The organism is Bradyrhizobium sp. USDA 326 (assembly GCF_049739485.1).
Lineage (GTDB): Bacteria > Pseudomonadota > Alphaproteobacteria > Rhizobiales > Xanthobacteraceae > Bradyrhizobium.
This window is the reverse complement of sequence record NZ_JBMGQA010000001.1, coordinates 187,483-201,324: the sequence shown is the minus strand read 5'-3', so window position 1 is coordinate 201,324 and position 13,842 is coordinate 187,483. Positions and strand designations below refer to the sequence as shown.

General features: G+C 63.8%; 10 protein-coding genes and 1 pseudogene. 7 read left to right on the top strand and 4 right to left on the bottom strand.

Annotated elements, in window-relative coordinates:
* Window positions 1-60: 60 nt before the first annotated feature.
* A complete protein-coding gene (locus tag ABIG06_RS00870; RefSeq protein WP_370140683.1) occupies window positions 61-810 on the bottom strand; it encodes a GntR family transcriptional regulator in 750 nt (249 codons plus the stop codon).
* Window positions 811-942: 132 nt separating this feature from the next.
* On the opposite strand from ABIG06_RS00870, the gene ABIG06_RS00865 reads away from it, so the two are divergent.
* The 6 genes and pseudogenes from ABIG06_RS00865 (at window position 943) to ABIG06_RS00840 (ending at window position 7,707) form a co-directional block, all read left to right on the top strand.
* Complete coding sequence (locus tag ABIG06_RS00865) at window positions 943-2,145, top strand: pyridoxal-phosphate-dependent aminotransferase family protein (protein ID WP_370140681.1); 1,203 nt, start codon at window positions 943-945, stop codon at window positions 2,143-2,145.
* 138 nt (window positions 2,146-2,283) lie between these two features.
* Window positions 2,284-3,484, top strand: a pseudogene (locus tag ABIG06_RS00860) (pyridoxal-phosphate-dependent aminotransferase family protein).
* A gap of 30 nt (window positions 3,485-3,514) precedes the next feature.
* Window positions 3,515-4,312, top strand: a complete 798-nt coding sequence (locus tag ABIG06_RS00855; protein ID WP_124163680.1) for an enoyl-CoA hydratase/isomerase family protein — start codon at window positions 3,515-3,517, stop codon at window positions 4,310-4,312.
* A gap of 146 nt (window positions 4,313-4,458) precedes the next feature.
* A complete protein-coding gene (locus ABIG06_RS00850; protein WP_370140679.1) occupies window positions 4,459-5,445 on the top strand; it encodes a Bug family tripartite tricarboxylate transporter substrate binding protein in 987 nt (328 codons plus the stop codon).
* 188 nt (window positions 5,446-5,633) lie between these two features.
* On the top strand, window positions 5,634-6,176 hold the full coding sequence (locus ABIG06_RS00845; RefSeq protein WP_370140678.1) for a tripartite tricarboxylate transporter TctB family protein: 543 nt from the start codon (window positions 5,634-5,636) through the stop codon (window positions 6,174-6,176).
* Window positions 6,177-6,189: 13 nt separating this feature from the next.
* Window positions 6,190-7,707, top strand: a complete 1,518-nt coding sequence (locus tag ABIG06_RS00840) for a tripartite tricarboxylate transporter permease (protein WP_370140677.1) — start codon at window positions 6,190-6,192, stop codon at window positions 7,705-7,707.
* A 259-nt stretch (window positions 7,708-7,966) separates the two neighbouring features.
* Here ABIG06_RS00840 and ABIG06_RS00835 read toward each other — a convergent pair whose 3' ends face one another.
* Complete coding sequence (locus tag ABIG06_RS00835; protein WP_199752328.1) at window positions 7,967-9,160, bottom strand: CaiB/BaiF CoA transferase family protein; 1,194 nt, start codon at window positions 9,158-9,160, stop codon at window positions 7,967-7,969.
* Window positions 9,161-9,290: 130 nt separating this feature from the next.
* Window positions 9,291-9,593 (bottom strand): hypothetical protein, encoded by a 303-nt coding sequence (locus tag ABIG06_RS00830; RefSeq protein ID WP_424578057.1) that lies wholly within the window; start codon window positions 9,591-9,593, stop codon window positions 9,291-9,293.
* Between the two features lie 193 nt (window positions 9,594-9,786).
* Here ABIG06_RS00830 and ABIG06_RS00825 point away from each other — a divergent pair, with 193 nt between their 5' ends.
* Entirely contained in the window at window positions 9,787-12,738 is a 2,952-nt protein-coding gene (locus tag ABIG06_RS00825; RefSeq protein ID WP_370140675.1) for a M10 family metallopeptidase C-terminal domain-containing protein, read from the top strand.
* Window positions 12,739-12,845: 107 nt separating this feature from the next.
* On the opposite strand, the gene ABIG06_RS00820 is transcribed toward ABIG06_RS00825, so the two are convergent.
* On the bottom strand, window positions 12,846-13,808 hold the full coding sequence (locus tag ABIG06_RS00820) for a UDP-glucuronic acid decarboxylase family protein (RefSeq protein ID WP_370140674.1): 963 nt from the start codon (window positions 13,806-13,808) through the stop codon (window positions 12,846-12,848).
* Window positions 13,809-13,842 lie beyond the last annotated feature (34 nt).

The following is a 13,842-nucleotide window of genomic DNA, read 5'->3' as shown; positions in this document are numbered from 1 at the left end:
TATTCATTATGGTTCCTGACCGATTATATTGTGAATGCAAAATGAGCAAGCCGGACGCCCTCAGGGCGAGGCCGGCGCGTCCTCTCGGGGCTCGGTCAGGTGCTCGATCGCCGCCGTCCGCTTGTTGCGCAGGTGCTGGAATAGGATGTCGCTGAGCTCGCTTGCGGCGCGGCGGCGCAGCGCATCGAGGATGGCCTCATGCTCGCGCATCGCTTCCGCCCAGCGCTGCCGTTTGCGGGCGAAATTGGCGGAGTAGCGGACGCGGCGAATGCGGCCGGCAAAGTTGGCGTAGGCGGTCTTCAGCGTCTCGTTGCGCGCGGCCGCGACGATGCTCTCATGGATGCGCTGGTTGGTCTGGAAATAGCAGTGCATGTCGCGATGCAGATAATGGCCGTACATCTCGTAATGCAGCTGCTCGATCGCGGTGATTTCCGCATCCGTAATGGCCTCGCAGGCGAGGCGTCCGGCGAGACTCTCCAGCCCTGCCATCATGTCGAACAGCTCTTCGAGGTCGCGCTGGCTGAGCTGGCGCACCCGCGCGCCGCGGTTGGGCAACAGCTCGATCAGCCCCTCGGCGGCGAGCACCTTCAACGCCTCACGTAGGGGCGTGCGGGAGATGCCGAGCATCTCGCAGAGCTGCCGCTCGGGAACGCGCCCGCCCTCGGGAATGTTGCCTTCAACCACGTAGTCGCGCAGCCGCAGCAGGGTCTCGCCATGGAGCGAGGCCTCGTGACGGTTCTCCTGGCGGACGCCGCCGTTGCCGGTTGGCGGGGTGATCGGGGCCCCGGTGTCGGGAATCGTGGATTTCATTTGGAGTACAGTAGTTTGCCCGTTTGGTTGCGTCGATGTTCACAATCGAATACCAGATTTCGATTGAATTGACAAAAAATGAATGCAAAATGGCCGGCGGAGCCGGCCATAACCCGCCGACAGGGAGTTTTCATGCATCAGGGGCGCCATTTCCTTCAGATTCCGGGCCCGAGCCCGGTCCCCGAGCGCGTCCTGCGCGCGATGGATATGCCTGTCATTGATCACCGCGGCGCCGAATTTGGCGAACTCGGTCGGACCGTCCTCGAAGGCAGCCAGAAGATCTTCCAGACCAAGGGGCCGGTGGTGATCTTCCCTTCATCGGGGACCGGCGCCTGGGAAGCAGCGATCGTCAATACGCTGTCGCCGGGCGACAAGGTGCTGATGGTCGAGACCGGCCATTTCGCCGCCATGTGGCGGCAGATGGCGGGGCGCTTCGGCGTCGAGGTCGATTTCGTCCCAGGCGACTGGCGCCGCGGCGCCGATCCCGCGGTGATCGAGGCCAAGCTAGCTGAGGATACCGCGTGCGCGATCAAGGCCGTGATGGTTGTGCACAACGAGACCTCGACCGGCGCGACCAGCCGCATCTCCGAGATCCGCGCCGCGATCGACCGCACGGGCCACCCCGCGCTGCTGATGGTCGACACCATCTCCTCGCTCGGCTCGGTCGACTATCGCCACGACGAGTGGAAGGTCGATGTCAGCGTCAGCTGCTCGCAGAAGGGTTTCATGCTGCCGCCCGGCCTCGGCTTCAACGCGATCTCGGAGAAGGCGCTCACCGCGTCCAAGACCAACAAGATACCGCGCTCCTATTTCGATTGGGAGGAGATGCTCAAGCCCAATGCCAAGGGCTTCTTCCCCTATACGCCCGCGACCAACCTCCTCTACGGCCTGCGCGAGGCGATCACGATGCTGCTCGAGGAGGGACTCGACAATGTTTTTGCGCGGCATCAGCGCTTGGCAGCCGCGACGCGGGCCGCCGTCAACCATTGGGGTCTCGAAGTGCTCTGCCAGGAGCCCTCCGAGTTCTCGCCGGTGCTCACCGCGGTGCTGATGCCGCCGGGGCATGACGCCGATCAGTTCCGGAAAGTGGTGCTCGACAATTACAACATGTCGCTCGGCTCGGGCCTGTCGAAGGTCGCCGGCAAGGTCTTTCGCATCGGTCACCTCGGCGAATGCAACGCGCTGACGTTGCTCGGCGCGCTCACCGGCGTCGAGATGGGCCTGTCGGTCGCTGGCGTGCCGCATCGCTCCGGCGGTGTCGACGTCGCGATGAAGCTCCTGGAGCAGCGCCCGCAGGGCAATGCCTCGCCGCATCTGAAGATCGTCGGCACGTAAGGTGGTCGCGACGCGCGGCGGTGGAGGGGGCAGGCCGGCCGTTTTGCGCGGACGGCCCGTTTTGGAGGAGAGGACAAGCCGGTCAAATGGTGCTATTCGGCGCCCACCAAAACCAAGGCTAGACCGGGAAGGACGCCGATGACCGTGCATACTGGAAGGCATTTCCTACAGATTCCAGTGACCGACCAACGTGCCCGACCGGGTGCTGCGGGCGATGGACATGCCGACGCTGGACCATCGCGGTCCGGAGTTCGCCGAGCTCGGTTTCGCCGTTCTCGCTGCGATGCAGCGCGTGTTCCGCACCAAGCAGCCCGTGATCATCTTCCCCTCGTCCGGCACCGGCGCCTGGGAAGCGGCGATGGTCAATGTGTTCGCGCCAGGCGACAAGGTCCTGATGTGCGAGACCGGCCAGTTCGCCGTGCTGTGGCGCGGCATCGCCGACAAGTTCAAGCTCGACGTCGACTTCATTCCGAGCGACTGGCGCCATGGCGCCGATCTCGCCGAGATCGAGAAGCGCCTTGCCGCCGACAAGCAGCACACGATCAAGGCGGTCTGCGTCGTCCACAACGAGACCTCGACCGGCTGCGTGACGCCACCGCTGGACGTGCGCAAGCTGCTCGACCGCACGAACCATCCGGCGCTGCTGATGGTCGACACCATCTCCGGCCTCGGCTCGATGGAATATGAGCACGATGCCTGGGGCATCGACGTCTCGGTCGCGGGCTCGCAGAAGGGCCTGATGCTGCCGCCCGGCCTCGGCTTCAACGCCGTCTCCGAGAAGGCGCTTGCCGCGGCCAAGGCCAATCCCGGCATGCGCTCCTATTGGGACTGGCAGGAGGTCATCAACTTCAACAAGCTCGGAACCTTCCCCTACACGCCCGCAACCAACCTGCTCTATGGCCTGCGCGAAGCGGTCAGGATGCTGGAAGAGGAGGGGCTGGAGAACGTCTGGTCCCGCCACAAGCGCCACAGCGCGGCGACGCGCGCTGCGGTCAAGGTCTGGGGCCTGGAAACACAGTGCGCCGATCCCGCCGCGCATTCGCCGGCGCTGACCGGTGTGCGCGTGCCGGAAGGTCACGATGCCGACGCCTTCCGCAAGGTCGTGCTGGAGAACTTCGACATGTCGCTCGGCACCGGCCTGAACAAGGTCAAGGGCAAGGTCTTCCGCATCGGTCATATCGGCCATTTCAACGATCTGATGCTGATGGGCACGCTTGCCGGCGTCGAGATGGGCCTGGATCTTGCAAAGATCCCGCACCGGAGCGGCGGTGTGTTGGCGGCCATGGACGTCCTGAAGGGACGCGACGCGGTGCCGATGGCCAAGGCCCAGGTGGCTTGATCCATCTAACTTGAAGAAAGAGATTGCGCGATGAACGCACCGACGACCGCCAATGAAGACCTGCTCTACTCCGTCACGGACGGCATCGCGCGGATCACCTTCAACCGCCCGCAGGCGCGCAACGCGATGACCTTCGCCATGTATGACCGCATGGCGGAGATCTGCCAGGAGATCAACGCCGATCGTTCGATCAAGGCGCTGATCCTGACCGGCTCCGGCGACAAGGCGTTCGCCTCCGGCACCGACATTTCGCAATTTCGCGCCTTCAAGACCGCGCAGGATGCGCTCGACTACGAAGCGCGGATCGACCGCGTGCTCGGCACGCTCGAGCAGTGCCGCGTTCCGGTGATTGCGGCCATTGCCGGAGCCTGCACCGGAGGCGGCGCCGGCATCGCGGCCTGCTGCGACCTGCGCATCGGCACCGAGACGACGCGGATGGGTTTTCCAATCGCGCGCACGCTCGGCAACTGCCTGTCGATGTCCAACATCAGCCGCGTCGTCGCGCTGGTCGGCCCCGCTCGCACCAAGGACATGATTTTCAAGGCGCGCCTCGTCGAGGCGCAGGAAGCGCTGGCGCTCGGCCTGCTCAACGAGGTCGTGCCCGACGTGGAGACGCTGCAACGTCGCGCCGACGAGACCGCAAAGCTCGTTGCCAGCCACGCGCCGCTCACACTGGAAGCGACCAAGGAAGCGGTGCGCCGCATCCGTCGCACGCTATCGCGCGAGGAGGGCGAGGACCTGATCCTGAAGGCCTATATGAGCGAAGATTTCCGCGAAGGCATGGACGCCTTCCTCAACAAGCGGACGCCCATCTGGAAGGGCAGGTAGAAGCGTCATGAGCTTTCGGCTTCGTCAGTCGAAAGTCATATGCGTTGAATTGCCAGTCTGCTTGAACTCGTCAATATTAGTCCGCACAATGCAGGGATAGAATTCTCCGCACTATAAAGCCAAAAAAACATCAGGGGGCGAAACTCGTGCGAATTCCAGTGAAAACCGTCGGCGCCGCGGTGGCGCTGTTGTTGAGCACGCCGGCCATCGCCGGCTGGGAACCGACGAAGCCCGTCGAGATTGTGGTTGCGGCGGGCGCGGGCGGCGCCTCCGACCAGATGGCGCGGATGATGCAGGCCGCGATCCAGAAGAACAATCTGATGAAGCAGCCGATGGTCGTCTCGCTCAAGGGCGGTGCTTCGGGCGCGGAAGCGCTGATGTACATGAAATCCAGCGAGGGCGACCCGAACAAGGTGCTGATCGCCTATTCGCTCATCTACATGCTGCCGCTATCGGCCAAGATCCCCTTCAACTGGCGTGAGCTGACCCCGGTTTCCGTGGTTGCGCTCGATCAGTTCGTTCTCTGGGACAACAGTGCGGGTCCCAAGACGGTGAAGGAGTTCGTTGCAGCCGCGAAGGCCGCGAGCGCGCCGTTCAAGATGGGCGGCACCGGCTCCAAGCGCGAGGATCACGTGCTGACCGTGTTCCTGGAGCAGAAGACCGGCGCGAAATTCTCCTATCTGCCCTACAAGTCCGGCGGCGAGGCCGCGACCCAGCTGGTCGGCAACCACACCGAAGCAAACGTCAACAATCCATCTGAAAATCTCGAAGTCTGGCGCGCTGGCCAGGTACGCCCGCTCTGCGTGTTCGACAAGGAGCGCATCTCCTACACCAGCAAGGTGACGGACACCCAGTCCTGGGCCGACATTCCGACCTGCAAGGAGGAGGGCGTCGACGTTCAGTATCTGATGCTGCGCGCGATGTTCCTGCCCGGCAAGGTCACGCCGGAGCAGCAGGCGTTCTATGTCGATCTGTTCCATAAGGTGACACAGACCGCGGAATACAGGGAATACATGGAGAAGCAGGCGCTGAAGCCGATCTTCCTCACCGGCAAGGACATGCTGCAGTTCCTCGAGGAGGACGATGCGCTGAACAAGTCGCTGATGACGGAAGCCGGTTTCGTCGCGAAGTAGCGCTCTTTTCTCCCTCTCCGCGTTCTTACGGAGAGAGGGTCGGGGTGAGGGGCTCTCTCCGCGAGTCTGACTTTCACCTCCCTGCGGAGACTTCGCCTCATCCCAGCCCTCTCAGCGCGAGTGTCGCTCGTCGCGGCCCCGCAAGCGGCAAGAGGGAGAATTGACGCACTGCGTCCCTTACAGAGCCCATGTCCCAAACCGATATTGAAATCATCGTCGAGGATCCGACCGCTCCCGAGGACGACTCCCCCTCCGTCGTCTCCTCCAGCACGATCGAGATCGTGGTCTGCCTCCTCCTGCTCGCGCTCGCCGTCACGCTCGGCTACGACAATTGGCGCACCGGCGCGTCCTGGGATGCGACCGGGCCAGAGCCCGGTTACTTCCCGTTCTATCTCTCCATCATCCTCGGCGGCGGCAGCCTCTACGGCCTGGTCGCGGCGCTGGTTTCGCACCGCGCCGCGCGCGAGTCCTTCGTCACGCGTGCGCAGGGCCGGCGCGTGCTGGCGGTGTTCGTGCCGACCTTGCTATTCTGCCTGGCGACGCAGTTCCTCGGCCTCTATGTCGCGAGCTTCCTCCTGATCGCGGGCTTCATGCGGCTCGTCGGCAAGATCGCGCTGTGGAAGTCGCTGCTCACCGCTGTTGTGTTCACGGCGATCATGTTCGTCACCTTCGATATCGCCTTCGACGTCATCATGCCGAAAGGGCCGCTCGAAGCGGCCCTCGGCCGCTAGGCGGGCGCGCGCGATGGAAGCTCTCGGGCTCCTGCTCCACGGCTTTGCCGTCCTGCTGACATGGAAGACGCTCGTGTTGATGATGGTCGGGCTGGTGCTCGGCATCTTCGTCGGCGTGCTGCCTGGGCTCGGCGGCCCCAATGGCGTCGCGATCCTGTTGCCGCTCACCTTCACGATGGACCCGACCTCGGCGATCGTGATGCTGTCCTGCATCTATTGGGGCGCGCTGTTCGGCGGCGCGATCACCTCGATCCTGTTCAACATCCCGGGCGAAGCCTGGTCGGTCGCGACCACATTCGACGGCTATCCGATGGCGCAGCAGGGCAGGGCGGCGGAGGCGCTGACTGCGGCGTTCACCTCCTCCTTCATCGGCTCGCTGGTCGCGGTGCTGCTGATCACGTTCCTTGCGCCGATGATCTCGTCCTTTGCGCTGAAGTTCGGCCCGCCGGAGTTTTTCGCGGTCTATCTGTTGACCTTTTGCTCTTTCGTCGGCCTCGGGCGCGAGGCCAAGCACAAGACGGTCATCTCGATGTCGCTGGGGCTGCTGCTGGCCGGCATCGGCATGGATACCGTGTCGGGCAATCTGCGGATGACGTTCGGCTCGCCCGAGTTGCTTCGCGGCATCAACTTCCTGGTCGCCGTCATCGGCCTGTTCGGCATCAGCGAGATCCTGCTGACGATGGAGGAGCGGCTGGCGCTGCGGGGGCATGCGGCGGGCATTTCGCTGCGCGTCGTGCTCAGCGTCTGGAAGGACCTGCCGAAATACTGGGTGACGCTGCTGCGCTCCTCCTTCATCGGCTGCTGGCTCGGCATCACCCCCGGAGGCGCGATCGCGGCCTCGTTCATGGGCTACAACCTCGCCAAGCGCTTCGCCAAGGAGCCCGAAAGCTTCGGCAAGGGCCGCATCGAGGGCGTGTTCGCGCCGGAGACGGCAGCGCACGCCTCCGGCACCTCGGCCCTGCTGCCGATGCTTGCGCTCGGCATCCCCGGCTCGGGCACTGCTGCGATCCTGCTCGGCGGCCTGATGGTGTGGGGGCTCAATCCGGGACCGCTGCTGTTCGTCGAACACAAGGACTTCGTCTGGGGCCTGATCGCTTCGATGTATCTCGGCAACGTCGTCGGTCTCGTCCTTGTGCTGACGACAGTGCCGATCTTCGCCTCGATCCTGCGCGTGCCCTTTGCCGCGGTGGCGCCGATGATCGTGGTGTCCTGCGCGATCGGCGCCTATGCGATCCAGAACGCGATGTTCGACATCTGGCTGATGCTCGGCTTCGGCGTAGTCGGCTACGTCTTCAAGAAGATCGGCATTCCCTTGGCGCCGTTCACCCTCGCGCTCGTGCTGGGCAACCGCGCCGAGGATGCCTTTCGCCTGTCGATGATCGGCTCCGGCGGGACCTTGAAGGTGTTCTGGTCGAACGGTCTGGTCGGTTCGATCACGACGCTGGCGATCGTGCTGCTGTTCTGGCCGGTCATCGACGGTGTGCTTGCTCGTGTCGGACTGACACAGGGGGCGAGAGCGACATCGCAATAAGCCGGACTGCCCTAGGTTGAATTGATTGCGGCGGGTCGTTCACCTCTCCCGCTTGGCTTGCGGGAGAGGTCGGCACGTTCCGGGCGATGCGAAGCATCGTCCCGCGCGCCGGGTGAGGACTTTCTCCTCTTGGGGATCGTCCCATTGCGGAAGCATCCTCTTCCCAGCCCCGTCCCGCAAGCAAGCGCGAGAGGGAGCGCACCAGAGAGGCTTCGTGCTTCAACGGCCGAAGGGCTGATGGTGTCAAAGTCAGCGATACTCACACCACCTTGGCGTCCCTGAGCCCCGCGATCTCGTCGGCGCCGAAACCGAACTCCTTCAGCACCTCGTCGGTCTGCTCGCCGAATTCCGGCGGCCGCGCCACCATCCTGCTCGGCGTGCGCGACAGCGTCACGGGCTGACCGATCAGGCGGATATGGCGGCCCTCGTCGTTCGGCACGTCCTGCGCAATGCCGAGATGCTTCACCTGCGCGTCGTCGAACATCTGGTCGATGGCGTAGATGGGACCGCAGGGCACACCGGCGTCGTTGAGTTCGCGGACCCAGGTCTCGGTCGACTTCGTCACGGTGCGCTTCTCGATCTCGGCGTTGAGGGCATCACGGTTCTTGGAGCGGGCAGGGGCTGTTGCGTAGTCGGGGTGGCCAAAGAGCTCCGGCGCACCGATCGCCTGCGCGCAACGCTCCCAGATCCGCCCGCCGGTGGTCGCGATGTTTATGTAGCCGTCGGAGGTCCTGAACACGCCGGTGGGGATGCTGGTCGGGTGGTTGTTGCCGGCCTGCCGGGCGACCTCCTTCTCCATCAGCCAGCGCGCGGCCTGGAAGTCGAGCATGAAGATCTGGGCCTGGAGCAGCGAGGTCTGCACCCACTGGCCCTTGCCGGAGACCTCGCGTTCGAGCAGCGCGGTGAGGATGCCCATGGCGCAGAACAGGCCGGCGGTGAGGTCGGCGACCGGAATGCCGACCCGCATCGGGCCTCCGCCCGGCGCGCCGGTGATCGACATCAGCCCGCCCATGCCTTGCGCGATCTGATCGAAGCCGGGGCGCTTATGGTAGGGGCCGTCCTGGCCGAAGCCGGAGATGCTGCCATAGACGATGCGCGGGTTGATCGCGGCGAGGCTGTCATAGTCGATGCCGAGCTTCTTCTTCACGTCGGGACGGAAGTTCTCGACCACGACGTCGGCCTTGGCGGCCAGGCGCTTGAATACGGCGAGTCCGCGCTCGTCCTTCAGGTTCAGCGTCATCGCCCGCTTGTTGCGGTGCAAATTCTGGAAGTCGGAACCCCGCCGGGGGCCGCCCGGCTGCTCACCGCCGGCATCCTCGGTGAGTGCGTCGATCTTGACGACATTGGCGCCCCAGTCCGCGAGCTGCCGCACGCAGGTGGGCCCAGAACGGACGCGGGTCAGGTCGAGCACGGTGAAACGCGACAGGGCTTCCGAGGCATGCGGAAAGGGCATTTTGAGCGGCTCCGGGACAGATTGCGGGGCTACCATAGTGCCGAAAGCCCTTGCGGCAACCCTGGTCCAATGCGGATGCTGCCTGCCGAAATGCCATGCCTGACGCGGCTTTGCTGCGCTGCGCAAAGGCTCAGCGCGACAGGCGCTTCAGTTCCGCGCGCGCCTGCTCGGCCGAGGGATCGTCGCCGTGGCGCGCAATGAAGAGCTCGAAGGCTTCCCGCGTTCCCTTCCGGCGGGCGGCTTCGTATTCCTCTGCCACCGCGACGGCAGGATCGCGGGCCATTGGCATGGAGGGCGCGCGCGCCGCCTTGCCGTTGTCATCCGCGTTGGCGTTTTGCACCATGACGGGCAGTCCTCCGAGGGTGATGTGACCGAATCCGGCGAGCGTCATCAGCGCTCCCAGCAGACCGGCCGAGGATGAACGTCGTCTCATGAAAGCCTGCAAATGACGATGCCGTGGGAACCAAGCTCTTGTTCCTGTCCGTAGGACTACGGAATTTGATGGCTGACGAGTCCTTATGAAATGGAACGAACGCCGCTGCCCAAATTAAACCAAACGTTTAACTCTCAAGCTAGAATCATGTGCCTTCGCCGCGAATTTGCGACGCTTTGCTCTGGAGAGTCGATTGGCCACCGCTGTTTACGTCAGTGCCACCAATAACGCCGAAATCGACGGCCTGCTGTCGGGCTATAAATGGTCCGGCGCGATCACCTATAGTTTTCCCGACGCACCCAGCGACTATTCCAATCCTTATTACGGTGGCAGCAGCGAGCCGACCACCTCGGGCTTTGCCTCGGCACCCACGCAGATACAGGCCGCAATCAATTACGCAATCGGACTGATCCTCAGCTACACCAACGCCGACATCCAATATGCCGGCACGAACGGTGCCGATATCATGATCGCGCAGTCGCCGGCGGCCAATCCGACCGCCTACGCCTACTATCCCGGCAATTATGCGTCCGGCGGCGACATCTGGTTCGGCACCCAATACGATTTCTCGCTGGCTAAGCTCGGCAATTACTACTTCACCACCGCGCTGCACGAGCTCGGCCATGCCGTGGGTCTCAAACACAGCCAGGAGACCGGTGGCCCCGCCAACGTCGCGGTGCCGAGCGCGCATGACGACAGCGAATACACCGTCATGAGCTATCGCAGCTATGTCGGCGCTTCGACCACGAGCGGCTACACCAACGAAGCGTACGGGTATCCGCAGACCTACATGGCCAACGATATCCTCGCGCTCCAGACCATGTACGGCGCGGACTTCGCGACCCAGAGCAGCAACACCGTCTACACCTGGAATCCGACCACCGGGCAGGAGTTCATCAACGGGGTCGGGCAGCTCGCACCGGGCGGAGGCGTCGGCGGCTCGGCCAACCGCATCTACGAGACCGTCTGGGATGGCGGCGGCGTCGATACCTACGACCTGTCGAACTACACGACGGGCCTGAGCATCAATCTCAATCCCGGCGCCTCGTCGGTGTTCTCCTCCGTGCAGCTGGCCTATCTCGGCAATGGCCATTACGCGTCGGGCAACGTCTACAACGCCTATCTCTACAATGGCGATGCGCGTTCCTACATCGACAACGCCATCGGCGGGTCCGGCAACGATACGATTGTTGGCAATGCCATCGCCAACATGCTGAACGGCGGTGGCGGCAGCGATACGATCACCGGCGGTGCGGGGAACGATACCATCAATGGCGGTTCGGGCACCGACACGGCGGTGTATTCGGGCGGCCAAGCCAATTATACGATTTCGTACAACACGGCGGCACAGACCTTCACCCTGACTGACCTGCGCGGTGGCTCACCCGACGGCACCGATACCGTTGCCGCGGTCGAGTATTTCCGGTTCGCGGATGGCACGGCCGGTAGCGCCAGCCTGACGACGACTGTGCTCGAGACGTTCGGGGCGACCAGCGTGATTCTGTCTGGCGGCAACTACCACCTGGACAGCATCTCGACCGGCACTGGACCTGTCCTGAAATATGCGGGATCTGCGGTGATCGCGGCAAAGTGGGGTGTGTGGACGGTCATTGGCGCGGAGCAGGTGTCGGGCGGCGGCTACGACGTGGTCTGGAAGAGTTCATCGAACCAGCACTATTCGGTGTGGAGCACGGACGCCAATGGCAACTTCCTGACCACGCTCGCGGCGGCCCCCGAAGTGCTTGGGTCCGATCCGTCTCTGAAAGCGCTGGAGCCGACGCTCCAGCAGGATCTCAATGGCGATGGCACGATTGGCGTGCCGGCCGTCAGTGACACCACGATCGAGACGTTCGGGTCGACCAGCGTGGTCCTGTCCGGCGACAACTACCACCTGAACAACATCTCGAGCGGCACCGGACCTGTCCTGAAATATGCGGGGTCTGCGGTGGTCGCGGCGAATTGGGGTGTGTGGACGGTCATTGGCGCCGAGCAGGTGTCGGGCGGCGGCTACGACGTCGTCTGGAAGAGTTCATCGAACCAGCATTATTCGGTGTGGAGCACGGACAGCAACGGCAACTTCCTGACCACGCTCGCCGCGGCCTCCGAAGTGCTCGGGTCCGATCCGTCTCTGAAAGCGCTGGAGCCGACGCTCCAGCAGGATCTCAACGGCGATGGCACGATTGGCGTGCCTGCCGTCAGTGACACCACGATCGAGACGTTCGGGTCGACCAGCGTGGTCCTGTCCGGCGACAACTACCACCTGAACAGCATCTCGAGCGGCACCGGACCTGTCCTGAAATATGCGGGGTCTGCGGTGGTCGCGGCGAATTGGGGCGTGTGGACGGTCATTGGCGCCGAGCAGGTGTCGGGCGGCGGCTACGACGTCGTCTGGAAGAGTTCATCGAACCAGCATTATTCGGTGTGGAGCACGGACAGCAACGGCAACTTCCTGAGCACGCTCGCCGCGGCGTCCGAAGTGCCCGGGTCCGATCCGTCTCTGAAAGCCCTGGAGCCGACGCTCCAGCAGGATCTCAATGGCGATGGCACGATTGGCGTGCCGGCCGTCAGTGACACCACGATCGAGACGTTCGGGTCGACCAGCGTAGTCCTGTCCGGCGACAACTACCACCTGAACAGCATCTCGAGCGGCACCGGACCTGTCCTGAAATATGCAGGGTCTGCGGTGGTCGCGGCGAATTGGGGCGTGTGGACGGTCATTGGCGCCGAGCAGGTAGCGGGCGGCGGCTACGACGTCGTCTGGAAGAGTTCATCGAACCAGCATTATTCGGTGTGGAGCACGGACAGCAACGGCAACTTCCTGAGCACGCTCGCCGCGGCCTCCGAAGTGCTCGGGTCCGATCCGTCTCTGAAAGCCCTGGAGCCGACGCTCCAGCAGGATCTCAACGGCGATGGCGCCGTCGGCGCTGCGCCGCCCAGTGACAGTGCTCTCGTGTTCAAGTTCGATGAGGCGCCACTGTCCGGCCCGCCGGAGGCGCCAGATCCGATGCCCGGGTGGGTTGGCGCGGAGGTCACGTCCGCGCCGTCGATGCCCGCTGAGGCGGTGGTAAATCAGGATGTTCCCGTACCCGTCAGCCCCGTTGACCTTCTCCACGATCTGCACGGCAGCGGTTTGCTGCTCGCTTGACGCCAGTGCGGCCTTCGAGTCAGCCGCGATCGGAGATGGCTGATGATGTCGGACGGCTCGCTGATGGCGAACAGGCTCGCTGCGGACGAGAGACGTTGCGAGCCGGATCAGGCGATTTCGAGCGAGTGCTTGAAATAGGCGATCGTCTCCTTCAGCCCGTCCTCGAGCGCGACCTTGGGCTCCCAGTTCAGGACAGCCTTCGCCTTGGCGAGGTCGGGCTGGCGCTGACGCGGGTCATCCTGCGGCAGCGGCTTGAACTCGAGCCGGGAGCGCGAGCCGGTGAGCTTGATGACCTTCTCGGCGAGCTCGCGGATGGTGAACTCGGAATTGTTGCCGAGATTGATCGGTCCGGTGACGTCTTCTGCACTCACCATCAACCGCATGATGGCCTCGACGAGGTCGTCGACATAGCAGAATGAGCGGGTCTGACCGCCGTCGCCGAACACGGTGATCGGCTCGCCCTTGAGCGCCTGGACGATGAAGGACGACACCACGCGACCGTCGTTGGGCTGCATGCGCGGGCCGTAAGTGTTGAAGATGCGCGCGACCTTGATCGGCAGGCCATGCTGACGCCAATAGTCGAAGAACAACGTCTCGGCGCAGCGCTTGCCTTCGTCGTAGCAGGAGCGGATGCCGATGGGATTGACGTTGCCCCAGTAATCCTCGGTCTGCGGATGGATCAGCGGATCGCCATAGACCTCGCTGGTGGAGGCCTGGAAGATGCGCGCCTTGAGTCGCTTGGCGAGCCCCAGCATGTTGATGGCGCCGTGCACCGAGGTCTTGGTGGTCTGCACGGGATCGCGCTGGTAGTGGATCGGCGAGGCCGGGCAGGCCAGGTTGAAGATCGCGTCCACCTCGATGTAGAGCGGGAAGGTGACGTCGTGCCGGACAGCCTCGAACAGCGGATTTGCGATCAGATGCGCAATGTTGCGCCGGCTGCCTGTGAAATAATTGTCCGCGGACACCACCTCGGCTCCCGAACTAAGCAGTCGCTCGCAAAGGTGCGATCCGATAAACCCGGCTCCCCCGGTCACGAGGATGCGGCTGTTCCTGTAGTTTTCAAACGGCATGATCGGTTCCAGATTGTTCGCAAGGGAGCGGCTG

Bases quoted from the DNA above. Each gene is read 5' to 3' on its own strand.
- ABIG06_RS00870 (WP_370140683.1), bottom strand. From the start codon at position 810: ATGAAATCCACGATTCCCGACACCGGGGCCCCGATCACCCCGCCAACC.
- ABIG06_RS00865 (WP_370140681.1), top strand. From the start codon at position 943: ATGCATCAGGGGCGCCATTTCCTTCAGATTCCGGGCCCGAGCCCGGTC.
- ABIG06_RS00855 (WP_124163680.1), top strand. From the start codon at position 3,515: ATGAACGCACCGACGACCGCCAATGAAGACCTGCTCTACTCCGTCACG.
- ABIG06_RS00845 (WP_370140678.1), top strand. From the start codon at position 5,634: ATGTCCCAAACCGATATTGAAATCATCGTCGAGGATCCGACCGCTCCC.
- ABIG06_RS00840 (WP_370140677.1), top strand. From the start codon at position 6,190: ATGGAAGCTCTCGGGCTCCTGCTCCACGGCTTTGCCGTCCTGCTGACA.
- ABIG06_RS00835 (WP_199752328.1), bottom strand. From the start codon at position 9,160: ATGCCCTTTCCGCATGCCTCGGAAGCCCTGTCGCGTTTCACCGTGCTC.
- ABIG06_RS00830 (WP_424578057.1), bottom strand. From the start codon at position 9,593: ATGAGACGACGTTCATCCTCGGCCGGTCTGCTGGGAGCGCTGATGACG.
- ABIG06_RS00820 (WP_370140674.1), bottom strand. From the start codon at position 13,808: ATGCCGTTTGAAAACTACAGGAACAGCCGCATCCTCGTGACCGGGGGA.